Origin of the sequence: Streptomyces vinaceus, from assembly GCF_008704935.1 — a bacterium.
Lineage (GTDB): Bacteria > Actinomycetota > Actinomycetes > Streptomycetales > Streptomycetaceae > Streptomyces > Streptomyces vinaceus.
The window spans coordinates 6909864-6932754 of record NZ_CP023692.1 but is presented as its reverse complement, the minus strand read 5'-3'; the positions used below and the strand labels follow the sequence as shown (position 1 = coordinate 6932754).

The following is a 22891-nucleotide window of genomic DNA, read 5'->3' as shown; positions in this document are numbered from 1 at the left end:
CCGCTGCCGTTCACCCGATCAGGCTATGGCCGAGTGCCGCCTGATGGGTGACGTGGCTTTAATCGGGTGTCGGCAACAGAAAGGCTGCGACATGCCTGAAGTGACGTTCGAACCGTGCGACGTCCAGCGCCTCCAGCATGCTGTTGACTACGCCCTCCACGCCTCCAACAAATCACTGGACGCTCTCCTGCCACCCTGGATGCCGGGCGATCTCAAACGGGAAATCAAGAGCGGATGCGTTGTATCGCATTGCGCAACGCTACTGTTCCCGGAAACAGTGGAATCCGCTCTCGCGTACTTCGAGGAAAACGGCTGGCCGGCGTCGGCCACGATACCGAGCGTGCTGGTCAAGCGCCGTCTGGTGGAGCGCCACTGGCTTCCGGACGATGCGGACATACGGGTGACGCGGCTGCGCGTCACGAGCGGTCTGGCGCCCGAGGTCGAGGTCTTCCTGTTCCCCCGGTGCAGCCCCGGGTACACGGAGGCCGTGGGTGCGCAGGAGCGCGTCCACGGGTTCGAGAACCACGTGGGGCTGTTCATGGACCGGCCCGAGGAGCTGGCCCTGACCCGTCTGGCGGACCGGCTGGAGACCACCGGCCGGATGGTCTACGAGGGCTCGGCGCACAACCCCCACGAGAACACGACGATGCTCTACTTCGCCCCCAGTGCCGCCGTGGCCATGTCACGTCGGCGCTTCCCGCGATGGGAGCTGCAGTGCGCGGGAGATCTGACCGCCTGCGCCGACCGGCGTCCGGTCCGGACGGAGGCGGTGTGCAGCGCGTACGCGGCGCTCAGGGCGAACCACGTGGACGCCGGTCTGACGCGGTCCGTCCGGCGGCGGCCCGTCCCGGTGGCGGTACGGGAGGGCTGACCGGGAGGGACCGCGGGCCCGGGCGGCGCCCCGAACTCCCCGCCTTCCGTCCCTGCCGGGACGGGGGGCGGGGAGTCTTCGTCCGCGGTCCGGCTATCCGAACCGCCACTGCTGGGCCTTGCTCCCGGTGCAGGTGACGACCGTCAGCTGGTTGCCGGCGCCGTTGTCCGTCAGGCAGCCGCCCTGGAACGAGATGTCCTTGATGTAGTAGGCGCCGGAGGTGGGGGCGTGCTCCAGGTTCCACCAGACGCCCCCGTCGAACTGGCCGGCGAGCTGGACGCGCACGGTGTCCCCGAACTGCGTCAGCGCCTGCGCCATCGCGAATCCGGACGGGCTGCAGGTCTTGAAGCTGTCGTAGCTGTTCTTCTCGTGGAACCAGCCGAACATGGTGGTGCCGCCCATGATCACTTTGGCGTTCGCCTGCGGGGTGGAGCCGCTCACGCCGATCTTGAGCCCATCGCCGACATTGGTGATCGCGCTCCAGCCGGCTCCGCCGCAGCCCTGCGGCGGGTTGTTCCCGCCGTTCCCGCCGTTCCCGGAGCCTCCGGGCGTCTTGCTCCCGCCCCCGGGCGCGGTGCCGCCTGCTCCGCCGCCCGCACCGCCCCCGCCACTCGGCCCCGAGCCGGGCTTGGCCCCGGGGTTGCCGGAACCGCCCGCGGCCGGCGGGGGGTTCGGTACGGGCGCCGCGCCGCCGACACCGCCCGCGGCGGGTCCGGCGCCGCCCTGCGCTCCCGCGATCTCGCCCGCGGGCGGGGCCGAGGCGGCGGGCGGCGTACCCTCCGCCGCGCTCTGCCCGGGGGCCGCGCCGGGGCTCTGGCCCCCACTTCCGGTGGCGGGCGCCGACGCGGAGGTCGAGGGGCGCCCCGGACCGTCCGCGTCGGTCTGCCGGGCCCCGGCGTCGAGGTAGAAGACGGTGACGGCCACCGAGACCGTGATCGTCACGCTGAATCCGATCGCGAGCGGCGCGGAGACGGACGCGGGGATGCGCAGCCGGTCCCGCCACGAGCGCCGCAGCTCGGTGGCGGCGCCGGCCGGCTCCAGGCCTGCGCCGGCTCCGGCGAGCACCGGCCCGGCCGGGGCGTCGAGCTCGCCGAGCGGCCGGCCGGCCGCCGCGCGCCGCGCCGCCGCGGCCATCACGGAGGCGTCGGCGTACCGCTCCTCGGGCCTCTTGGCCATCGCCCGGGCGACGAAGGCCCGGACGGGCTCGGGGAATTCGGCGGGCAGGGCCGGCACCGGTTCCCGGATGTGCTTGAGCGCGATCTCGACCACCGACTCTCCGGTGAACGGCGGTTCTCCGGTGAGCAGTTCGTAGCAGACCACGCCCATGGAGTAGAGGTCCGACGCCGCGACGGCGCCGAGCCCCTCCGCCTGCTCGGGAGCCATGTAGAGCGCCGTGCCCAGGACCGCGTGCGAGTCGGTGATGCCGGTGCTGGCCGCGCTGGAACGGGCGATGCCGAAGTCGGTGACCGTCACGCGGCCGTCCTCCCCGAGCATCAGGTTCGACGGCTTGATGTCCCGGTGGGTGACCCCCTGGAGATGCGCGGCGTGCAGCGCGTCCAGGGCCTGGCCGGCGATGTCGAGCGCCTGCTCGGCGGGCAGGGGCCCGGCCTGCGCGCGGACCTCGGTCAGCGTCCGTCCCTCGACGAGGTCCATGACGATGTACGCGACCTGCTCCCCGGAGTCGATCCGGCTCTCGCCGTAGTCGTGCACGTCCACGATGCCCGGGTGGCTCAGGGAGGCGAGGACGGTGGCCTCCCGGCGGAAGCGCGCCGCGAACGAAGCGTCGTCCAGCAGTGCGGGCAGCAGGACCTTCACCGCGACCTGCCGCCGGAGCACGTCGTCGTCGGCGCGCCACACCTCCCCCATGCCGCCACCGCCGATCCGCTCGGCCAGTGTGTATCGGTCCCCAAGGACCGTCCCCCGCCCCCACATGTGTCCCCCTCGTGGTCCCGCGGCCTGGTCGGCGGTCAGCCGAAAGCCCGTTCGGCAGAGGATACTTGGGCGCTCCGGCACTCCCTAGGGCTGGGTGTCGGCCCAGTTGAGGCGGCCCGCGTGGATCAGGCGGAGCTGGCGGCGGGCGGTGCGGGTGACCGCCGCCCACTCCTCGGGGTCCGGGCCGGCGGCCAGGTACGCGGACACCGTCATCACCATGTGGTCGACGTACAGCCGGGCCAGCATGAGCAGGTCCTCCGCGCTCCAGTCCCGGCCCAGGGGATCGGCGCCGAGGCGTTCGGCCACCTCGTCGGCGAACGCGTCGAGCTGGGCCGCCACCGCCTGCCTCACCCTGCGCACGCCACCGTGCCGTTCGCGCACGATGAAGCGGATGTGCGCGGGGTACTCCCGTACGAGTTCGGCCATCAGCTCCACGGTCGTGTCGATCCGCCGGGCCGCCTCGCCGGAGGCGGCGAGGGTGGAGCGTACGGCGGCGTGCAGGCTCTGCAGCGCCTCGTCCACCAGGGCGATGCCCAGCTCCTCGGTGTCCCGGAAGTGCCGGTAGAACGCCGTCGGGGTCACTCCGGCGACCCGGGTCACCTCCCGCAGACCGAGGCTGCCGAGGCTCTGTTCCTCCAGCAGCGACAGGGCGCCGTCCAGCAAGGCCCTGCGGGTTTTGTGGCGTTGGGCCTGGCGTGCCCCGACTGTCTCACTCATGACGAAAAGTCAACCCTCGGTTCCCGGAATCTGCATGCTTGCATTTAGACTGGGTAGTCAGTGCACAACTGTCTCCTATTTTGGAGGAAGCACGATGCTCTTCCTGATAGCGGCCCTCATGCTGATGGGGATCGCCCTGGGAACCGTGGCCCACGTCCCCGTTCACGTCTCCCTCGCCGCCACTGCCTTCATCGCCTGCTGGCTGCTGGTCTTCGCGGTCCGGGAACGAACGACCCGCCGGCGCCGGCCGGCCACCCGACAGGAGGGATGACCATGAACACCCCCGGTACCACGCTCCGCTCCCGCAACGTGCGCACCACCCGCACCACCCGCACCCCGGCGGCCGAGCCCGCGCCCGCCGCCGCCCCCGCCCTGGCCCCCGCCGTCCGCCAGGCCGACGGGATGGCGGTGGCCTCCTTCGTGCTCGGGCTCGTCGGCCTCCTGGCGATGAACCTGCTCCTCGGCCCGGCCTCGATCGTCCTCGCGGCCCTGGCCCTGCGCCGCGGTACGACCCGCCCCGGCCGCGCCCGGCTCGGCCTCGTCCTGGGCGTCGCGGACCTCGTGGTCCTGGCCTGCCTGGTCAGCGCGGACCAGACCTGGTCGTGGAGCATCGGCTGAGCGACCCGTCCGCCGGTCCCGCTACGGCAGCGGGGCCCCGCGGGCGGTGAGCCAGAGGTCGTACCACTCCTCGTGCGTGAGGTCGGGTTCGCGCAGCGCGGCGTCGCGGCAGGCGCGGATGCGCTCGGGGCGGCCGCTGCCCACGACGGGGGCGATCCGCGCCGGATGCCGCTGGAGCCACCAGAGCAGCACCGTCTCCGGGGTGGTGCCCTTCGCCTCGGCCAGCCCCCGTACGAGACGGGCCGTCGCCCGCTCGGCGGGGCTCTCCTGCCGTCCCGTGAAACGGCCCTGTGCCAGCGCGCCCCAGGCCTGGAGGCGGACACCGTGGTCCAGGCAGTACTCCACCGTCCCGGACGGGAAGCCGCCCGCCGCGGCCGCGGGCGTGTTGACGAGGACGCCGTCCTCCAGCCAGTCCCGCCGGTCCAGGCTCATCTCCAACTGGTTCGCCACCAGCGGGAACGCGAGGTGGCGCTGGAGCCGGGCGATCTGCGCGGCGTTCATGTTCGAGACGCCGAAGCGGCGGACGATCCCCTGCTCGCGCAACGAGGTGAGCGCCGCCGCGATGTCCTCGGGGTCAGCCAGCGGATCGGGCCGGTGCAGGAGCAGCACGTCGATGGCGTCGGTGCGCAGCCGCTCCAGGCTCTCCTCGACCCGCCGCAGGATCGTGGCGCCCCGCAGGTCGTAGATGCCGGGCCGCTCGCCCGCCGCGAGCCGGATCCCGCATTTCGTCTGCAGCACGATCCGCTCGCGCAGGCCGGGGGTGCGGGCCAGGACCTCGCCGAAGACGGCCTCGGCCTTGCCCCGGCGGTAGATGTCGGCGTGGTCGAAGGTGTCGATGCCGCAGTCCAGCGCGGCCTCGATCGCCGCCTCGGCCGCGTCGATGTCGGCGGGTCCGTACGCGTCCGTGTCCCAGTCGCCGCCGAGCGCCATGCATCCGTACAGCAGCCGGGCGCCGTCCTTCTCCGGGGGTGTGATCTCCATGCCGCTCACCCTACGAGGCCGCCGGCCTGATGGCGGGCCGGGGCCGCGGGGCCTCCACGGGCTTCTTCTGCGGCGGTGGCGTCCTCGGGGGGTAGGAGGGCGGCACCTTCGGTCCGCTCGCACGGGTCGGCTTCGTCGTCATACGACCACGCTACGTGCAGGGGCCCGCCCGGGCCCGCGAGTTCGCGAGGGAGGGCCGGGCCGGCGGCGGGCCCGCCACCGCACGGATCGCGCGGTGGCGGGGCCGTTCGGCGAGTGCCGCGGGCCTTGCCTACGGCGCCATCTCGTACGCCCCGGACAGCGCCTCGACGCGGTCCCAGACCCGGCCCGAGCGGGCTTCGTCGACGACCGGGCGCCGGACCGCGCCGAGCGCCCAGCCCTGCTGCTGCTCGGTGGCGGAGTCCTTGCCGTGCAGTTCGACGGCGTGCGCGGAGAAGTCCCGTACGAGGACGGCGAACAGTTCGTCCAGCACGTCCTCGTCGAGACCGGTCAGCTTCGCCTGCTCCAGGATCAGCTGGCCGTGGACGACGAGCGCGAAGAGCTGGCCGACGGCGAGCAGCAGGTCCAGGTCGCGGCTCTGCTGCTCGTCCGGGGCGCAGCTGGTGACGAACTCGCACAGTGCGTCGGCCTGTTCGCGGAACCGGGCGACGTTCGGCACGGCGGCGTACGCGTCGAAGGCGGGGCGCCAGTCGTGGAAGCGGACGGAGCCGAGGCCGCGGGCCGGGCCCTGCCGGAAGAGGAACTCGTCGTCGGCCGCGTCGAGGCGGGTCGGCACGGCGGGGTAGTCCACCGGGTCGAGCAGGTGGTTGCGCATGAACTTGAGGATCAGGGCGAGGTTGACGTGGACCGTGCCCTCCAGCTTGGGCAGCCCGCGGATCTCGACGGCGGCCTGGGCGAAGTAGTTGTCCTTCTCGAAGCCCTTGGCGGCGATGACGTCCCACATCAGGTCGATGACCTTCTCGCCCTCCGTGGTCACCTTCATCTTCGTCATCGGGTTGAAGAGGAGGTAGCGGCGGTCGTCGGGGCCCGCGGTGCGGAAGTAGTCGACGGCGCGGGCGCTGAAGAGCTTCATCCCGACGAGGCGGACGTACGCGTCGGCCAGTTCGCGGCGCACGTGCGGGAAGGCGGTGACGGGGCGGCCGTAGAGGATGCGGTTCTGCGCGTGGGTGACGGCCTCGTACATCGCGTGCTCGCAGATGCCGATCGAGGCCGTGCAGAGGTTGAACTTGCCGACGTTGACGGTGTTCAGGGCGGCGTCGAAGGCGGCGCGGCCGGTGTGCAGGACGTCGTCCGGGCCGACGGGGTAGTCCTCCAGGCGGAACTCGCTGACGTACTTCGAGGAGTCGACGACGTTCTTCACCAGGTGGTAGGCCGGGTGGCGGCTGTCGGCGGCGAAGAAGACGTACCCGTCCGGGCCCTCGACGTCGGTGCGGCGGCCGAACACCGAGACCAGGCCGGCCGCGTTGCCGTTGCCGATGTAGTACTTGGAGCCGGTGGCCCGGAAGCCGCCGCTGCCGTCGGCGGACGGCTCCAGCAGCATGTCGGTGGAGTAGATGTCGGCGCCGTGGGTCTTCTCGGACAGGCCGAAGGCGAACACCTCGCCCTGGGAGAGGAGTTCGGCGGCGCGGGCACGGGCGGCGGCGTTGTCGCTCTGCCAGACCGGGCCGAGGCCGAGGATCGTCACCTGCCACGCGTACCAGTAGTCCAGGCCGTAGAAGCCGAAGATCTCGTTGAGGGCGGCGATGCGGGCCGTGTCCCAGCGCTTGTCGGCCTGTCCCTCGGCATCGGCGGACGGGGTGAGGAAGGTGGCGAACAGGCCTTCCTTGGCGGAGAAGGCGAGGAAGTCGCCGAGCCATGCGCGGGTGCGGTAGTCCTCGATCAGCCGGCGCTTGCCGCGCTCCTCGAACCAGTCGACGGTGGCCCGCAGCAGCCTGCGGGTCTCGGGGTCGAAGTGCCGGGGATCGTAGGTGCGGGGGTTGAACAGGAGGGAGTCGGCCATGGAGGTTCGCCTTCCGGAGTGGGTTGAGGGGTGAGGCGGAAAGGAGCTGGGGGCGCGGGCAGGAGACGGCTCAGGGCGCGGAGAGCCGGTGGACGGTGGCGAGTACGTCGTCGAGCCAGGCGATGGTCATGCGCTCGTACGCGATGCCGCCGCGGAGTACGACGTGCTGGAGTTCCTGACCGGCGTCGAGCGGCGCGGGGGCCTCGGGACCGGTGAAATCGCGCACTTCTCCGGCGAGGTAGCGGGCGAGCCGGTCGCCGTGCGCCCGGCGGTGCCGCTCGACCTCGCGGACCAGGGCGGCCGGGTCGTCGAAGGCCGCGCCGCGGATCTTGACGGCGAGGTCGTGGCGCAGGCTCTCGGGTTCGATGGGCTCGTGCAGCCACTGCGAGAGCGCGGCGCGGCCCGGGGCGGCGACGGAGTACTCCTTCTTGTCCGGCCGGCCCTGCTGCGCCACCTCGCGGACGGCGAGCAGGCCGTCGGTCTCCATGCGCTTGAGCACGCGGTAGATCTGCTGATGGGTGGCGGTCCAGAAATAGCCGATGGACCGGTCGAAGCGCCGGGCGAGCTCATAGCCTGAGCCCGGCTGCTCCAGCAGCGAGACGAGGATCGCGTGTTCGAGCGCCATGCCCCCGATCCTTCTATGCAACTCGTTGCATAGACAAGCCGCGGCGCCCGGTTGAGACGCGGCTCACCCCGGTGCCGCCGGGACGCGGACATCCGAAAGCGGGTCCGAGTTGTCACGCGATGAGCGGACTCGGGAGGTTCTGCCACCCTCCGCCCGCTCCCCAGCCCTAGCGTGGTCCGTACACCGAACCGCCGGTGCCCGGCGGACGCCGCCGCGCCGCCACCGGACCCGACAGCTTCCCGAGGAACCACGGTTGACAGGACGCAGGACGACGGACGGACCGCCCGGGTCCGCCCTGCCGCGCACGCGGTACTGGTTCGACAGCGTCATCGCCCGCGGGACCCCGGTACTGATCGGCTGGCTGACCCTGGTCTGTCTGGCCGTGGTGGTGCCGGCGAGCATGGCGCTGGTGTGGGCCGACCGGCGGGTGCCCCGGACCTGGTCGGGGCAGCTCGCGGCCGTCTGGGTCAGCGTCGGGCAGACCCTGAAGATCGGCGGTGCGGTCGGCAGCCCGCTGTACGTGCTGCTCTCGGTGCTGCTGGCCCTCGTGGCGCTGCTGTTCGTCTCCACGCTCGTCGGCCTGATCACCAACGGGCTCAACGACAGGGTCCTGGACCTGCGGCGCGGCCGGTCCACCGTGCTGGAGGAGCGGCACACCGTCCTGCTGGGCTGGTCCGAGCAGGTCTTCCCGATCGTGTCCGAGCTGGTCGTCGCCAACTCCAACCGGCGCCGGGCGGTCGTCGCCGTCCTCGGCCCGAAGGACAAGGCGGAGATGGAGGACGAGATCGCCCTCGCCGTCGGCCGGCTGGGCCGCACGCGGCTGATCTGCCGCAGCGGTGTGACCACGGATCCGGCGGTGGTCGCGCTCGCCCGCCCCGAGACGGCGCGCGCCGTACTCGTCCTCACCCACGCCGGCGAAGGCGGCGACGCCCACGTGGTGAAGACCCTCCTCGCCCTGGAGGCCGCGGTACGGGGGCGGGGGCGGCGGCGCCCCGAGGTCGTCGCCGCGGTCCGCGACGGGCGCCACCACCGGGCGGCGCAGCTCGCCGCCGGGCCGCGGGGCCGGGTGCTGAACATCGAGGACGTCACCGCCCGGCTCATCGCCCAGACTTCGCGCGAGCCGGGCCTCTCGCTCGTCCACCAGGAACTGCTGGACTTCGAGGGGGACGAGTTCTACACGGTCCGCGAGCCCGCCCTGACCGGGCACGCCTTCGGCCGGCTGCTCCTCGCGTACGCCACGTCCTCGGTCATCGGCATCGTGCCCGCGGGCGGGGGCGTCGAGCTCAACCCGGCGCAGGACCGGGTCCTTCGGGCCGACGACCGGATCCTCCTCGTGACCGAGGACGACGACACGGCTGTGCTCGCGGACGGGCCGCTGCCGGTGGACGAGGCGGCGATCACGCAGCCCGGCGCGACCGCCGCGGCCGCCGAGCGCTTCCTCGTACTCGGCTGGAACCGGCGAGCTCCCCTGATCATCGAGCAGCTGGAGCCGTGCGCCCCGGAGGGTTCGGAGCTCGTGGTCATGGCGGCCGGCGAGGAGGCGCTGCGGGAAGCCGGCCGGTGCGCACGCTCGCGTACGGGCCGGATGCGGATCACGGTGCACGACGGGGACATCACCGATCCGCGGGATCTCGACGCCCTCGACGTGCCGTCCTTCGACCGCGCCGTCGTCCTCGGCTACGACGACGCCGACGGGACGGACCGCGCCGTCCCCGGCGCGCTGACCGGTGACGACCGGACCCTGGTGACCCTGCTCCACCTGCGCGCGCTGGAGGAGGCCTCGGGCCGGGAACTCGCCGTGGTCACCGAAATGGCCGACGACCGCAACCGGTTGCTCGCACCGGCCCGGGAGGGCAGCGATTTCATCGTCGGCGGCCGGCTCATCAGCCTGCTGATGACGCAGATCGCGGAGAACCGGCACCTCGCCGACGTCTTCGACGCCCTGTTCTCGGCCGAGGGCGACTCGCTCCACCTGAAGCCCGCGCCCCACTACGTCCTGCCGGGACGGGAGGTCACCTTCGCCACGGTCGTGGAGTCCGGCCGCCGCCAGGGACACTGCGTCCTCGGATACCGGCTGTACGGGCAGGCCCGGGAAGGACCCGCGTACGGGGTGCGCATCAACCCCGACAAGCGCGAACACGTGCGGCTGGGACCACAGGACTCGGTGATCGTACTGACCCGGGAACCGGTGCCGATTCCCGGCGGCCGCAAGGCGGGACGTCAGACGCCGAGGGAGTACGAACACTTTACCCACCCCTGATGGCATGCCCAGGTCAAATCTGCCAGGCTCCTTCCGGCACACCACACGCACAGCCCGCGGCCGCCCTCCGGCGCACCCGAGCCGATGGGCGGCCCCCGAGCAGGCCGGAATCCCGGCCACCTCAAAGGAGTTCCGCGTGAGATCCACCCCCCACAAGGCCCTCGCCGCGAGCGTATCCGCCGTCACGGCCCTGGCCGCCGCAGCACTGTCCATCACCGCGGCCGTGGCCGCGCCGCAGCAGGCGCCGAGCACGGCCGCCGCCTGCACTCCAGGCCAGGTCGTCGCCAACGGCGGCTTCGAGAGCGGCACTTCGCCCTGGAGCCAGTCGCAGACCGGCCTCATCACCAACCGCGCCGGTCAGGCCGCCCACGGCGGAAGCTCCTTCGCCTGGCTCAACGGCGTCGGCCGTACCCACACCGACACGCTCTCCCAGAGCGTCACCATCCCGGCCGGCTGCAGCGCCACCACCCTGACCTTCTGGCTGCACGTCGACACCGCCGAGACGACCACGTCGACCAAGTACGACAAGCTGACGGCGAAGATCGGCAGTACGACGCTCGCGACGTACTCGAACCTCGACAAGAACACCGGGTACGCGCAGAAGTCCTTCGACGTATCGGCGTTCGCGGGGCAGACCGTCAGCGTCGCCTTCTCCGGCACCGAGGACTCCAGCCTCCAGACCAGCTTCGTCGTCGACGACGTCGCGCTCGACACCTCGGGCGGCACCACTCCGCCCGGGGACTCCACCCGTACGCCCGCCGCGCCCTCGTACACCGTCGACCTCAGCAGCAACGCGAGCGGCACCGCCTGGACGGGTCACGAGAGCGCGAGCTTCACCAACGCCTCCCCCACCCCGCTCAGCGAGGTGTACCTGAGGCTGTGGGACAACTACCACGGCACCTGCTCCGCCATGCCGATCACGGTCAGCAACGTCACCGGTGGCACGGCGGGAGCCCTCTCGGTCGCCTGCACCGCCCTCAAGATCGACCTGCCGGCGCCCCTGACCCAGGGACAGAGCGCCACGATCGGCTTCGACCTGGGCATCACCGTGCCCAGCGGCGCCGACCGCTTCGGCTACGACGGCGCGTTCAGCATGCTCGGCAACGCGCTGCCCGTCCTCGCGGTGAGGGACGGCGCGGGCTGGCACCTGGACCCGTACACCAACAACGGGGAGTCCTTCTACTCGCTGGCCTCCGACTTCCGCGTGGCCCTGGACCACCCGAGCGGCCTGCTCGTCCCGGCCACCGGCGCCTCGGTGGACACCCCCGGCAGCAGCGGCCGTACGGTCACCACGGCGACCGCCACCAAGGTGCGCGACTTCGCCTGGGCGGCCGGCCCGTTCAGCAAGATCTCCGGCACCTCGGCGGCGGGCACCCCGATCAACATCTACTCGGTGTCCGGCATCAGTTCGGCGGATTCGCAGTCGATGCTGACCACCGCCAAGTCGGCCGTGGACGCGCACTCGGCGCGGTTCGGCGCCTACCCCTACGGCGAGCTGGACGCCGTCATCGACAACAACTACTGGTTCGGCGGGATGGAGTACCCCGGGTTCGTCCTCGACCTGGTCAGCACGACCGCGCTCACCCACGAGATCGGCCACCAGTGGTGGTACGGCATCGTCGGTGACGACGAGTACACGAGCCCGTGGCTCGACGAGGCGTTCACCGACTACGCCACCGACCTCGCGCTGAACAAGACGGGCGCCAACTGCTGGAGCGGCGTCTCGTGGGCCTCGTCCGCCGAGAAGATCACCAACTCGATGGGCTACTGGGACGCGCACTCCTCCCGGTACTCCACCGTCGTGTACGGGTACGGCAAGTGCGCCCTGCACGACCTGCGGCGCGTCCTCGGTGACACGGTGATGGCCAAGCTGCTGAAGGACTACGCCACTTCGCACTGGTACGGCGTCTCCACGACCGCCGAGTTCAAGGCCGCGGCCCAGGCGGCCACGACCACGGACCTGACCTCGTTCTGGACCCAGCACCGCATCGACGGCTGACCTGACACCCGGGCCGGACTCCGGCCCGGGTACGCACCGCCGCGGTGGGCGCCTTCCGGCGCCTGCCGCGGCGGTTTTTTGTGCCGTCGACAGTCTATCCGTCACCTGTGACATGTGAAATATTACCTGCGCTCCGACCGAACTCCCCGAAAGGTCCGTCACGTTGCGCAGACTCCCAGCGGTGGTAGCGGCGATATCCCTCGCCCTCCTCGCCACCCCCGCGCTCGCCGCACCCGCCGCCCCGCCTCCGGTGGCGGCCGCGGCGCAGCAGGCTCCAGAACTCTCCCCCGCCCCGCCCTCCGCCCCGCTGGAGGTCCAGCGCCAGAGCCTGCGCCGCCAGGCCCTCGAAGGCGTAGCCGCCGGCACGACCGCGGCCGAGGCGGACGGCACGCTCCCCCGCAAGGCCGCGGTGGGCAAGCGGTACGTCGAACTCGCCCAGGAGCGCAAGGACAAGGTCTTCGTCATCCTGGCCGAGTTCGGCGACCAGGTGGACAACACCACCGAGTTCGAGGGCAAGCCGCGCTTCGGCGGCACCCCCGGCCCCCGCCACGACACCATCGCCAAGCCCGCGAAGACCGACAACCACACCGTGTGGCGCAAGGACTTCGACCAGGCCTACTACCAGCGGCAGTTCTTCGGCACCGACCCGGGCGCCGCCACGCTGCGCAACTACTACCGGCTCCAGTCCTCCGGCCGCTACGACATGGAGGGCCAGGTCAGCGACTGGGTGCGGCTGCCGTGGAACGAGGCCCGGTACGGGACGGACAACTGCTCCGAGCCCGGCCAGTGCCGCACCAACTGGGACCTCGTGCGCGATGCCACCAACGCGTGGTACCACACCGAGCGCGCCAAGGGCCGTACGCCCGAGGAGATCAAGGCGCAGCTGGCCGAGTACGACGTATGGGACCGCTACGACGCCGACCACGACGGCAACTTCGACGAGCCGGACGGCTACCTGGACCACCTGGTCGTCGTCCACGCGGGCAAGGACCAGACCTGGGGCGGCGGTGACCAGGGCAAGGACGCCGTCTGGGCGCACCGCTGGTTCGCGTACTGGGACCAGGCCGGCAGCGCGGGGCCCGCGGGCAACAAGGCGGGCGGCGCCCCGGTCGGGGACTCCGGCATCTGGGCCGGTGACTACCTGACGGGTGGCGAGAACAGCGGGGTCGGCCTGTTCGCGCACGAGTTCGGTCACGATCTCGGGCTGCCGGACCTCTACAGCTCAGACGGGGACAACGGCGTCAACTTCTGGTCGCTGATGTCCACGGCCTCCTACCTCGGCAAGGGGAAGAACACCACCGGGGACTACCCCGGCGACCTCGACCCCTGGAGCAAGCTGCAACTGGGCTGGCTGGAGTACACGGAGGCGGACGCGGGCCGCAAGACGCGCGCCGTGCTCGGCGTCTCGGGGTACAACACCGAGGATCCGCAGGCCCTGCTGGTGCATCTGCCGCCGTCGGTGACGCGGACCGACCTCACCGATCCGTACGAGGGCGCCAGCCAGTGGTGGAGCGGCACCGGCGACCTGATGGACAACACCCTGACCCGGACGGTCGACCTGTCGGGCGCGGCAGGACAGAGCGCCCGGCTCGACGCCCGCGTCTGGTACGACATCGAGCAGGACTTCGACTTCCTGACGGTGGAGGCCTCGACGGACGGCGGCACCGCCTGGTCCCCGCTGCCGGGCACGGTCGGCGGCGCGGCGATCCCGGCGAAGGGCGTCTCCGGCACCTCGGGCGGCTGGGCCGAACTCAGCGTGCCGCTCGACCGGTTCGCGGGCCACGCGGTCCAACTGCGGCTGCGGGTGACCTCGGACGGCAACACCCACGGCAAGGGCGTCGCGTTCGACGACATCCGGATCACGGCGGGTGAGCGGGAGCTGCTGCACGACGGCGCCGAGGAGGGCGCGAACGGCTGGAGCGCGCTCAAGTGGTCGCGCACCGAGGGGCGTACGGGAAGCGCCGAGCACCCGCGCGCGTACCTGGTCGAGAACCGGCGCTACACCGGCTACGGGGCCTACCTCAAGACCGGGCCGTACAACTTCGGCGCCGGGAACGACACGGTGGAGTTCTACCCGTACCAGCAGGGCGTGCTCATCTGGCTCTGGGACACGGCGTACAGCGACAACACCACCAAGGCGCACCCGGGCGCGGGCCTGCTGCTCCCGGTCGACGCCCGGCCGGAGCCGCTGCGCAACGCCGACGGGACGCTGCTGAACGCGCGGGCGCAGACCTTCGACGCGACGTTCTCCACGCGCCCGAGCGACGAGATCGTCCTGCACAAGGCGGGCGTTCCGGTACTGGTCCCGTCGCGGCCCGGGGTCCCCGTCTTCGACGACCACCGCGGCACCTACTGGAACGCCGACCTGCCCCAGGTGGGCGTCAAGGTCCCGGACACCGGCACCCGCATCGCGGTGGTCAAGGAAGCCTCCTCCGGCGCCCTGACCACCGTCCAGGTCAGCCCCTCCTCCTGACTCCGGACCGCGCGGGCAGCCGTCCGGTCGGGGCGGCTGCCCGCGCGAGAACGGGCTACGGGGTGAAGGGGCCGGTCGGGCCGAAGGCGCGGTCCGCGAAACGGGTGCCCATGCGGTGGTGGGTGGCGGCGTCCGGGTGGAGCTGGTCGGGGAGCGGGAGTTCGGCGGAGTCCGCCTCTCCGTAGAGCTCGCGGCCGTCCAGGTAGTGGAGGTGGGGGTCCTCGGCCGACCGCTGTTCCACGATGCGCGCCAGTTCCTCACGGATGACGCCCAGCGTCAGCTTCCCGGCGGCGCGTTCCGCCGGATCGCCCGCGGCGCGGAAGCGGAGCCTGCCCTCGGCGAGCGAGCCGAAGTCCGGCACGGTGGGTCCGGGGGTGTCCTCGTGGAGGGGACAGAGGATGGACGAGACGACCAGCAGGGGCGCGGTGGGGTGCCCTTCGCGGATCGTGTCGAGGAAGCCGTGCACGGCCGGGGTGAACGCGCGCAGGCGCATCAGGTCGTGGTTGACCAGGTTGATGCCGAACTTGACGCTGACCAGGTCCGCCGGGGTGTCGCGCATGGCCCGGGCGACGAACGGGTCGAGCAGGGCGCTGCCGCCGAAGCCCAGGTTGACCAGGTCCACGCCGCCGAGCGCGGCGGCCAGCGCCGGCCACGTCGTGGAGGGGCTCGCGGCGTCCGAGCCGTGGCTCACCGAGCTGCCGTGGTGCAGCCACACCCGGCGGCCGCCCTGCGGTACGGGCCCGACGGGGGCGTCGGTGCGCAGGGCGACGAGCTCGGTGAGCTCGTTGTACGGCAGCCAGATCTCGATGTCCTTCGGGCGGTCGGGCAGGCCGGCGAACCGGACGGTGCCGACCGGGCCCGGCCGCGTCTCCACGGATCCGGTGGTCATGTCGACCGTACGGACGTTCCCGCCGCTCACGCCGGCCTGCCCGGCGAGGCGGCCGTCGACGAGCAGGTCGTACACGCCGTCGGGGCGGGCCGGGGCGCCCACGTAGGCCATCTTGGTGCGCAGCGCGTCGAGCTCGATGACGGTGGCCCGGGTGCGGAAGACCAGCCGTACGCCCGAGGGCTGCGCCTGCGCCATCGCCAGCTGCCCGTCGGCGTACTGCGCGCGGGCCCACGCCGGGAGCCGGTGCGGGAGGAGGCCGTGCGCGGTGCGCTCCAGGTCGAGCGCGCCGCGCAGGAGGTGCGCGGAGAGCGGCGTGGTGAGGGTCGCGGCGGTCCCGTCGGAGGGGCCGGGTGCCGATGCGGGCTGGTCCTTCATGGCCCCAGCCTGTCAACCGGATGCCGGACCCGCACACGGCTTTCGGCGGCCGCCGCCACGGACCCGGCCGCGGTCAGCCAGGTCAGCGCGTAGAGCCAGCCCCCGAGGACGTCCGTGGGCCAGTGCACGCCGAGGTAGATCCGGGTCAGGCCGACGGCGACGGCCCAGCAGGCCGCGAGGGCCCCGTAGAGGCGGGCGGCCGTCGGGGGTGCCGTACGCCACGCGGCCCAGGCCAGCAGTCCGGCGACCAGGGCCGAGGTGGCGGCGTGGCCGGAGGGGTAGGCGGACCCCGTCGCGAGCGCGGCCCAGTCGGCGACGGGCGGACGCGGCCGGGCCACTTCGTACATGAGGAGGTAGCGCACCCCCTGGGCGAGGAGCAGGAAGCCCAGGGCGCCCGCGGCCGTCAGCAGCCGGCCGTTCCTCCCCCGGCCCGCGACGAGCCCGGCGGTGATGGCGCACGCGTAGGGCACGGGCCCGCTACCGGTCGCCGTGATGCCCCGCGCGAGGGCCACCGCCACGCACGGGCGGTGCTGTACGGACCAGCGGTGCCATTCCTGGTCGAGGCCGTACGGGGCGCCGTGCCGGGCCACGACCAGAGCGGCGAGCAGGCCGAACAGGGCTGCGCACAGCCCCGCGGCCAGCGACAGACGGATCAACGCGAGCCTTCGTTCGGGGTACGGCTGCCCCTCCTGCGGATCATTTCGACGGCCAGCGGGGTGAGGGACACCAGGACGACGAGGGCGACGATCGGCAACAGGTAGCGGTCCACGTCGGGCACCGAGGAGCCGAGCGCGTATCCGGCGAGGACGAGGCCCACGGTCCACACGAGCCCGCCGATGACCTGCCAGAGCGCGAAGACGCGGGCGGGTACGTCGAGGGCGCCGGCGAGCGGGTTCAGCACGGTGCGCACGATGGGGACGAAGCGGGCGAGCACGATGGCCTTGGCGTGCCCGTAGCGGTCGAGGAGCTCCTCGGCCCGTTCGGCGCCCTCGTGGAGTTTGCGGCTGCGGCTGCGCGCCAGCAGGGCCCGCCCGCCGCGCCGGCCGATGAGGTAGCCGACCTGCGCCCCGAGCAGGGCCCCGGCCGAGGCCGAGCACAGGACCAGGGGCAGCGAGAGGTGTACGGGACCGTGCGCGCCCGGTACGCAGAACAGGCCGGCGGTGAACAGGAGGGAGTCGCCGGGCAGGAAGAAGCCGATGAGCAGGCCGGTCTCGGCGAACAGGACGACGGCGATGCCCAGCGTCCCGAAGGCCGCGAGGAGGGAACCGGCGTCCAGCAGGTTGACGGCCTGGGGGCTGAGCCCCTGCGCCGCCGCCGCGAGCGGGAGAGGAAAGGGGGCCATGCGGAACAACTCCCGTACGGTGAAAGGACGGGAGCCGAGGAGGACACCCGACCTGCGACCGGCCACAGGTCCGTGGACGGTGCCCGGCACTGTAGACGATCGCAGTGCGCCGCAGCTCACCCCAGACCCCCCGGTCCACCGGTCGGCCCAAGGCCGCCGTGGATCGCCCTCGCGGCGGGTCCCGGCGAGGAGATCTCGGCGGTCGGCCGTGCCGCGGCGCGGCGCTGGGGGTCAGCCGATCTCGACCACGCGGGCCCAGGCGGGCGGGGTGTCGGGGGCGTAATCGGGGTCGTCCTCGTCGTACGAGCCCTGCCGGGCGAACAGGCCGACCACCGTGCGGCACGGGGGGCGGGTGGCCGGCCAGGCCGTCTGGCCGTCGGTCAGGACCACGACGACGTCCGGCCGGGGCGCCGACCGCAGGGCCTTGGCGAAGCCCGTACGCAGATCCGTACCTCCGCCGCCCACCAGGGGAATGCCCTCGGCGCGGCACAGCGGGTGCGCGACGTGGGCCGCCGCGTCGCACGGCACCACCGTGACCAGGTCCCGGCGGCCGCCCACCGCGCGGGAGATCGCGGCGACCTCCAGCAGCGCGCTGCCCAGTTCCGCGTCGCTGACCGAAGCCGAGGTGTCGATGACCACGCAGACCCGGGGCGGCCTGCGCCGCAGGCTCGGCAGCACCGCGCCCGGTACTCCGGCGGAGCGCCGTGACGGGCGGCCGTAGGTGTAGTCCTCGCCCGCGCCCGAACCCGTGGCGGCCGAGCGGACCGCGGCCCCCAGCAACTCCCGCCACGGCTGCGGGGGATGGAAGACCTCCTCCGCCCACCGCTTCCACCCGGCCGGGGTCCTGCCCGGACGGCCGCGGATGCCCTGGGCCACGCGGAACCGCACCGCGTCCCGTTCCTGATCGGTGAGCCCGTGCGCGCCGTCCTCCCCCAGGTCCCACTCCCGTTCCAGCCCGTCGGCTCCGCTGCCGCAGTCCAGCCAGGCCATGTGCTGCGTCGCCGACCCGATCCCGAACTGCCCCAGGTACTCCTCCATCAGCTGCCCCTCGGGAAGGCCTGCGTCGGCCGGCTGCGCGACGCCCTCGGGCCGGACCAGCCCGTCGCCGTAGGCGTCGTCGTTGATCTCGAAGTCCGCCGCGATGTTCATGCGCAGCCGTTCCCCCGGGCCGTGCAGCCCGCGCTCCCGCGCGACCCGGTCGCCGCGCCCGTGGTGGTCGCGCAGCAGGTGCGAGACCTCGTGCACCCATACGGCGGCGAGTTCTTCCTCCGGCGTGCGGTCCACGAACGACGGCGAGACGTAGCACCGCCAGTGCCGGTCGACGGCCATCGTCGGCACCTGCCGGGACTCCACCGTGTGCAGGGCGAACAGCGCCGTCGCGAGGTAGGGCCGGACCCGGGCCGCGTGCAGGCGTGCGGCGAACAGCTTGTCGCGGTCCAGGGTTCTCGCGGCCGCGCTCATCGGACGCCCTCCGTGGCCAGCGCGGCACGCGCCGTCGCGCGGTCCGCCCGCCGGGACAGGGTCACCGCACCGGCGAGCCGCTCGATCGACTCCGGTACGTCCCACTCCTCGCGGCGCAGCGCGGCCAGCCCGGTCGCCGGGACGACCACCAGGTCCGGGGCACCCGTCTCCAGAGCCCGGGCCATGAGCGCCCAGGCCGCGTCCCAGCGCGCCTTGTCGGGGCGGTTGCGGACCGCCTCCACCACGCCGTCGAGCACGGCCTGCCGCAGATCGCCCCGCTCCGGCAGCAGGGCCGCGTCCGGATCGGCGAGGAGCGCTTCGGGGTCGGGGAGGTCCATCCGGTCCAGGCTCGCCAGCAGCTCCAGCCCGGGGCCGTCCCCCACCGCGCCCCTGACCAGGAGGGAGAGCACTTCCCGGGAGGAGCCTGCCGCGGTCGCGAAGGCGAGCAGGTGCAGGGTCATCTCCCAGCTGCGCGGTGACGGCCAGGGGCCGCCGCGGCGGCCTTCCCCGCTGGGCAGCCGGTGTACGAGTGCGGGTCGGGCGGCGAGCAGTCCGCAGACGGCGCGGCGTGCGTGGTCCACGGCCCGCGGCAGCTTCGAGGGGTCGAGCCGCGGCAGCGTGGCCCGGGGCCAGGTCCCGCCGAGCCCGCGTACGACGACGTCGTGGTCGTGGGTCCACTGGAGGTGGACGAACCGGTTGGCCAGGGGCGGGCTCAGCTCCCAGCCGTCGGCGGCCGAGGACCGCGGGTTCGCGGCGGCCACGATTCTTACCGCGGGCGGTAGTCGGAGGGCGCCGATGCGCCGTTCGAGCACGAGGCGGAGCAGGGCGGCCTGGACGGCGGGCGGGGCGGTGGACAGTTCGTCCAGGAACAGCAGCCCGCGGCCGGCCCGTACCAGGCGCACGGCCCACTCGGGCGGGGCCATCGGGACACCCTGCTGCGCGGGATCGTCCCCGATGACGGGCAGGCCCGAGAAGTCGGACGGCTCGTGCACGCTGGCGATCACGGTGGTGAGCGGCAGGTCAAGCGAGGCCGCGAGCTGGGTCAGCGCCGCGGTCTTGCCGATGCCCGGCTCACCCCACAGGAGTACGGGCAGGTCGGCGGAGACCGCCAGGGTGAGGGCCTCCAGTTGGGTGTCGGGGCGCGGTTCGGTGGTGCTTTCGCGCAGCAGGGACAACAGGGCTGCGGCGACTTCGAGTCGGGGGACGGACATCGGGTCGGCGGGGGTTTCGGTGGCGGCGGGCGGGGCGTATGAGGACATGTCGATCACCTTGTGCGGTTCGTTGTGTGCGCCGGGTCAGCGGCGGGGGTGTGAGGGGCGCTGCCGGGGCGGGCGGATACCCGGGAGCAGGTCGCCGGGTCGGGGCCGGGGCCGGGGACCGGTGAGGTCCGCCCTGAACAGCCCGTACGCGATCCGGCGCCGCGCGGCCGCCTCCAGTTCGTCCCGGAGGGCTCCGTCGCGCAGCAGTGCGTCCGGGCCGAGCAGGCTTTCGACGACGGCCAGCGCACCGGCGGTGTCGCCGTGGTCGAGGCGCTCGCGTACGCCGGTCAGGGAGTCCGGCCTGCGGTGCGCCGTGTCGATCGCCCGGAGGCAGGGCAGCGGGGTGCCGGTGAGGGCGGCGAGCAGTTCCTCCCGCCGGATCTCGGCCCGGTCGTGGTCGAGTGGGGAGAGGACCCCGTCCACGAGGCCGATCCGGTGACGGGAGCCCCGGCAGTCCACGAGGTGCGGCTGCCCCGCCGGGTCCGGGGTCCGGGACGCTCCGGCCGGCGCGTGGCCGGGGACGAGCGCCGAGGCGACGAGCGGGTGCAGCCGCCCGGGCTCGACCGATCGGGTGCGCAGCAGGTCCAGGTCCGGCAGGACCCAGGTCGCCGCATCGGGCAGGACCGGCGGTACGGGCGCACCGGGAACCGTCGCGGCTGCCGAGATCCGCATGGCGGGCGGCACGGCGCCGTCGCCCTCCTGCGCGAGGTGCAGGACCAGCCTGCGCCGGGACCCGAGCCGTACGGAGACGGTGCGTGTGGAGCGCCCTTCGGCGTCGAGCAGCAGGGCGGCCTCGGCCGCCCAGCGGTCGGTGGCGCAGCGATAGCCCTGCGGCACGAATCCCTCTGCGTGCAGGTCACTTGGCGGGAGATCGGCCCCGGACCGGGCCCGCAGCCCATCGGCCCGGCGGGCGTCCCAGAGGTGGCGGTGCAGGTCGAGGCGGAACCGCGGGTCGGGGCGGGGGTGCGGATGCCGGCGGGCGCCGGGCTCGTCCCGGGATCCGTCCCACAGCCCGAGGCTGATCCGCTGGCCCGCGTCCGCCCAGGCAGGCGGGGTGCGGGCCACGAGGTGCAGCGGACCCGCCCCCTCGGCGCGGCCGTACCGGGCCAGGGTGAGGGTCAGGCCGGGGCGCAGCAGCCCGTCGGGGGCGATCCTCGGCATGTGCCAGCGCAGCAGGTCGGGAGCCAGGTGGCGCAGATCGGCACGGAGCCGGTCGGCGAGTTCACGCCCGTGGGTGCGCGCCGCGGAGCCCAGCCGGAACTCGACGTCGACGCCCGCTGCGGAGCACGCCCCGGCCCAGTCCCCGGCGAGGCGGCGGGTGGTGGAGGTCTCGATCATGGAGGGCGGCACGGCGAACTCGCGCACGCGCAGCCAGAGGGAAAGGCGGGGGGATCGGATGGAACCGTCTGCGGTGTGAGTGTGCATCAGCACTCACCTTGCGCGGACGGGACCCCCGATCTGAGAGTGGATTGAGTGGTCATCGCGATGACCATAATCCCTGCCGACCCGCTCTGCCAGGCGTTTTGCGGCGCCGCCGTGCGCGGCGGGTGCGACTCAGGTCGCAGGGTGCACCAGACCCGAGGGGGACGCCGGGCTTCTGGTGGGCGCCGACCATGGCGACGTGGATGCGATGAATGCGGACGTGTTGTTCTCCCTGTGGGAAGTCCTTCTGGTGCTGGGCGCCGTCGTCCTGGTGCTCGCGCGGTGGCTTCCGCCCCGGCCCCGGCGGCCGGTCACCTTCGGCGCGGCGGCGGTGACCGTGCTGTCGGGGGTCGTGCTCGGCGTGCTCGGGCCGCGCTGGCAGATGCTGCCGGTGGTGGCCGGTGCCGCCCTCGCGCTGCCGTTCGCCGTATCGCCGCTGCTGCGGCGCGGGGCGCGCAGGGCTCCGTGGTGGCTGGCGCTGCCGGGGGCGGCGCTGTGCCTCGCGCTGGTCGCCGCCGGTCCGGGGGCCGTCTGGGCGCTGCCCACGCCGGTGTTCCCCGAGCCGACCGGCCGCTTCGCGGTCGGTACCGCCGTACTGGAGCTGACCGACCCCGAGCGCCCCGAGACCGCCACCCCCGCACCCGAGGACCGCCGTACGGTGGTCACCCAGTTCTGGTATCCCGCACGCAAGAGCGCCGCGGGCGCTCGCCCCGCCCCGTACCTCGGACGTACGGAACACGAGGCGCGGGTGGTCTCCGACGCGCTGGCGGACTACTCGGGCCTCCCCGGCTTCCTGCTGGACGGCCTCCCGCGCGCCCGCACCCACGCGGCGTACGACGTGCCCGCCGCCGACGGGGCGGAGCGGTTCCCCGTCGTCCTGTTCTCCCCCGGCCTGGGCGGGGTGCGCGCCCAGAACACCGCCTGGGCGCAGGAGTTGGCGAGCCACGGCTACGTCGTCGTCGGCCTCGACCACCCCTACGACTCGGCCGCGGTGGTCCTCACCGACGGCCGCACGGTCCGTACGAAGGTCTCGGCGACGGGCGACGACGCCGAGGACGAGCGGCGGGCGGCCGGGTGGACGGCGGTCCGCGCCGCCGATCTGAGTTTCGTACGGGCCCAGTTGGGCCGCATCCACAGCGGTGCGATCGCCGGCCCGCTCACCGGGCGCCTCGACACCGCCCGCGTCGTGGCGGCCGGCCACTCCCTCGGCGGCGGCGCCGCCCTCCAAGCCGCCCGCCAGGATCCGGAGTTCGCGGCCGTCATCGACCTGGACGGCTACCCCCACGACCCGTCCCCGCAGCCCTACCGCCAGCCCGTGCTCGCCCTCACCCAGGCCATCGGCCCGGACACCGATCCGGACTACCTCCCGCAGCTCACCCGTGTCCTCGGCCTCAGCGGTGCGACGAGCTACCGCCTCACCGTCCCCGGGACCGGCCACCTCACGTTCACCGACGCCCCGCTGTACCTGCCGCCCCTCCCGTCGCTGGCCGGGTCCCTCGGCCGGACCGGGGGCCCGCGCGTCACCGCCGCGGCGAGCCTCGCCTTCCTCGACGCCGTCCTGCGCCCCGGCGCGGGGGATCCGGCCGCGGCCCTGTCGGCGTACGGCACCCTCGCGGTCCACCGCCCGGCCGGGCCCTGACGTCCCAAGTCCGCTGCGTGAACAGTCGG

17 protein-coding genes and 1 pseudogene are annotated in these 22891 nt (G+C 73.3%); 7 read left to right on the top strand and 11 right to left on the bottom strand.

Features of this window, described 5'->3' with window-relative positions; all coding sequences use genetic code 11:
- Positions 1-340: 340 nt before the first annotated feature.
- Positions 341-871: a hypothetical protein gene (locus CP980_RS31240; protein WP_150529638.1), complete on the top strand. Its 531-nt coding sequence runs from the start codon at positions 341-343 to the stop codon at positions 869-871.
- 93 nt (positions 872-964) lie between these two features.
- Here CP980_RS31240 and CP980_RS36440 read toward each other — a convergent pair whose 3' ends face one another.
- Together CP980_RS36440 and CP980_RS31230 are read right to left on the bottom strand one after the other, a co-directional pair.
- Positions 965-2803: a protein kinase domain-containing protein gene (locus CP980_RS36440; RefSeq protein ID WP_150529637.1), complete on the bottom strand. Its 1839-nt coding sequence runs from the start codon at positions 2801-2803 to the stop codon at positions 965-967.
- A gap of 84 nt (positions 2804-2887) precedes the next feature.
- Positions 2888-3520, bottom strand: a complete 633-nt coding sequence (locus tag CP980_RS31230) for a TetR family transcriptional regulator (RefSeq protein ID WP_150529636.1) — start codon at positions 3518-3520, stop codon at positions 2888-2890.
- Positions 3521-3614: 94 nt separating this feature from the next.
- Between CP980_RS31230 and CP980_RS35315 the strand changes: the two genes are divergently transcribed.
- Positions 3615-3791, top strand: a complete 177-nt coding sequence (locus CP980_RS35315) for a hypothetical protein (protein ID WP_099888182.1) — start codon at positions 3615-3617, stop codon at positions 3789-3791.
- A 2-nt stretch (positions 3792-3793) separates the two neighbouring features.
- Positions 3794-4138: a hypothetical protein gene (locus tag CP980_RS31225; RefSeq protein WP_229907016.1), complete on the top strand. Its 345-nt coding sequence runs from the start codon at positions 3794-3796 to the stop codon at positions 4136-4138.
- A 21-nt stretch (positions 4139-4159) separates the two neighbouring features.
- On the opposite strand, the gene CP980_RS31220 is transcribed toward CP980_RS31225, so the two are convergent.
- The 3 genes from CP980_RS31220 to CP980_RS31210 all read right to left on the bottom strand — a co-directional run bounded on the left by CP980_RS31220 (position 4160) and on the right by CP980_RS31210 (position 7743).
- Complete coding sequence (locus CP980_RS31220; RefSeq protein WP_229907015.1) at positions 4160-5119, bottom strand: aldo/keto reductase; 960 nt, start codon at positions 5117-5119, stop codon at positions 4160-4162.
- Between the two features lie 271 nt (positions 5120-5390).
- Positions 5391-7118 (bottom strand): acyl-CoA dehydrogenase family protein, encoded by a 1728-nt coding sequence (locus CP980_RS31215; RefSeq protein WP_150529635.1) that lies wholly within the window; start codon positions 7116-7118, stop codon positions 5391-5393.
- Positions 7119-7188: 70 nt separating this feature from the next.
- The gene (locus CP980_RS31210) at positions 7189-7743 is read right to left on the bottom strand and encodes a PadR family transcriptional regulator (protein ID WP_150529634.1); all 555 of its coding nucleotides are present in this window, start codon (positions 7741-7743) and stop codon (positions 7189-7191) included.
- A gap of 253 nt (positions 7744-7996) precedes the next feature.
- Between CP980_RS31210 and CP980_RS31205 the strand changes: the two genes are divergently transcribed.
- The 3 genes from CP980_RS31205 (at position 7997) to CP980_RS31195 (ending at position 14475) form a co-directional block, all read left to right on the top strand.
- Entirely contained in the window at positions 7997-10003 is a 2007-nt protein-coding gene (locus CP980_RS31205) for a CASTOR/POLLUX-related putative ion channel (protein ID WP_229907014.1), read from the top strand.
- 136 nt (positions 10004-10139) lie between these two features.
- On the top strand, positions 10140-12002 hold the full coding sequence (locus CP980_RS31200) for a M1 family aminopeptidase (RefSeq protein WP_150529633.1): 1863 nt from the start codon (positions 10140-10142) through the stop codon (positions 12000-12002).
- A 181-nt stretch (positions 12003-12183) separates the two neighbouring features.
- Positions 12184-14475 carry an immune inhibitor A domain-containing protein gene (locus CP980_RS31195; protein ID WP_150529632.1) on the top strand — a complete coding sequence of 764 codons (2292 nt, stop codon included), beginning with the start codon at positions 12184-12186 and terminating at the stop codon, positions 14473-14475.
- A gap of 175 nt (positions 14476-14650) precedes the next feature.
- Here CP980_RS31195 and CP980_RS36775 read toward each other — a convergent pair.
- The 6 genes and pseudogenes from CP980_RS36775 to CP980_RS31165 all read right to left on the bottom strand — a co-directional run.
- Positions 14651-15364: pseudogene (locus CP980_RS36775) on the bottom strand (SGNH/GDSL hydrolase family protein); the annotation flags it as partial.
- A 371-nt stretch (positions 15365-15735) separates the two neighbouring features.
- The gene (locus CP980_RS31185; protein WP_150529630.1) at positions 15736-16395 is read right to left on the bottom strand and encodes a phosphatase PAP2 family protein; all 660 of its coding nucleotides are present in this window, start codon (positions 16393-16395) and stop codon (positions 15736-15738) included.
- Positions 16392-17081, bottom strand: a complete 690-nt coding sequence (locus CP980_RS31180) for a DedA family protein (RefSeq protein ID WP_099888191.1) — start codon at positions 17079-17081, stop codon at positions 16392-16394. The genes CP980_RS31185 and CP980_RS31180 overlap by 4 nt, the downstream gene beginning before the upstream one ends.
- 231 nt (positions 17082-17312) lie before the next feature.
- The gene (locus tag CP980_RS31175) at positions 17313-18542 is read right to left on the bottom strand and encodes a vWA domain-containing protein (RefSeq protein ID WP_132760010.1); all 1230 of its coding nucleotides are present in this window, start codon (positions 18540-18542) and stop codon (positions 17313-17315) included.
- Positions 18539-19801 carry an AAA family ATPase gene (locus tag CP980_RS31170; RefSeq protein WP_150529629.1) on the bottom strand — a complete coding sequence of 421 codons (1263 nt, stop codon included), beginning with the start codon at positions 19799-19801 and terminating at the stop codon, positions 18539-18541. The genes CP980_RS31175 and CP980_RS31170 overlap by 4 nt, the downstream gene beginning before the upstream one ends.
- Positions 19802-19837: 36 nt before the next feature.
- Positions 19838-21226 (bottom strand): hypothetical protein, encoded by a 1389-nt coding sequence (locus CP980_RS31165; protein WP_150529628.1) that lies wholly within the window; start codon positions 21224-21226, stop codon positions 19838-19840.
- Between the two features lie 205 nt (positions 21227-21431).
- Here CP980_RS31165 and CP980_RS31160 point away from each other — a divergent pair, with 205 nt between their 5' ends.
- Positions 21432-22862, top strand: a complete 1431-nt coding sequence (locus CP980_RS31160) for an alpha/beta hydrolase family protein (RefSeq protein ID WP_150530421.1) — start codon at positions 21432-21434, stop codon at positions 22860-22862.
- The last annotated feature ends 29 nt before the right edge of the window (positions 22863-22891 follow it).

Bases quoted from the DNA above. Each gene is read 5' to 3' on its own strand.
- CP980_RS31220 (WP_229907015.1), bottom strand. From the start codon at position 5,119: ATGGAGATCACACCCCCGGAGAAGGACGGCGCCCGGCTGCTGTACGGA.
- CP980_RS35315 (WP_099888182.1), top strand. From the start codon at position 3,615: ATGCTCTTCCTGATAGCGGCCCTCATGCTGATGGGGATCGCCCTGGGA.
- CP980_RS36440 (WP_150529637.1), bottom strand. From the start codon at position 2,803: ATGTGGGGGCGGGGGACGGTCCTTGGGGACCGATACACACTGGCCGAG.
- CP980_RS31230 (WP_150529636.1), bottom strand. From the start codon at position 3,520: ATGAGTGAGACAGTCGGGGCACGCCAGGCCCAACGCCACAAAACCCGC.
- CP980_RS31210 (WP_150529634.1), bottom strand. From the start codon at position 7,743: ATGGCGCTCGAACACGCGATCCTCGTCTCGCTGCTGGAGCAGCCGGGC.
- CP980_RS31170 (WP_150529629.1), bottom strand. From the start codon at position 19,801: ATGTCCTCATACGCCCCGCCCGCCGCCACCGAAACCCCCGCCGACCCG.
- CP980_RS31165 (WP_150529628.1), bottom strand. From the start codon at position 21,226: ATGCACACTCACACCGCAGACGGTTCCATCCGATCCCCCCGCCTTTCC.
- CP980_RS31180 (WP_099888191.1), bottom strand. From the start codon at position 17,081: ATGGCCCCCTTTCCTCTCCCGCTCGCGGCGGCGGCGCAGGGGCTCAGC.
- CP980_RS31215 (WP_150529635.1), bottom strand. From the start codon at position 7,118: ATGGCCGACTCCCTCCTGTTCAACCCCCGCACCTACGATCCCCGGCAC.
- CP980_RS31225 (WP_229907016.1), top strand. From the start codon at position 3,794: ATGAACACCCCCGGTACCACGCTCCGCTCCCGCAACGTGCGCACCACC.
- CP980_RS31175 (WP_132760010.1), bottom strand. From the start codon at position 18,542: ATGAGCGCGGCCGCGAGAACCCTGGACCGCGACAAGCTGTTCGCCGCA.
- CP980_RS31160 (WP_150530421.1), top strand. From the start codon at position 21,432: ATGAATGCGGACGTGTTGTTCTCCCTGTGGGAAGTCCTTCTGGTGCTG.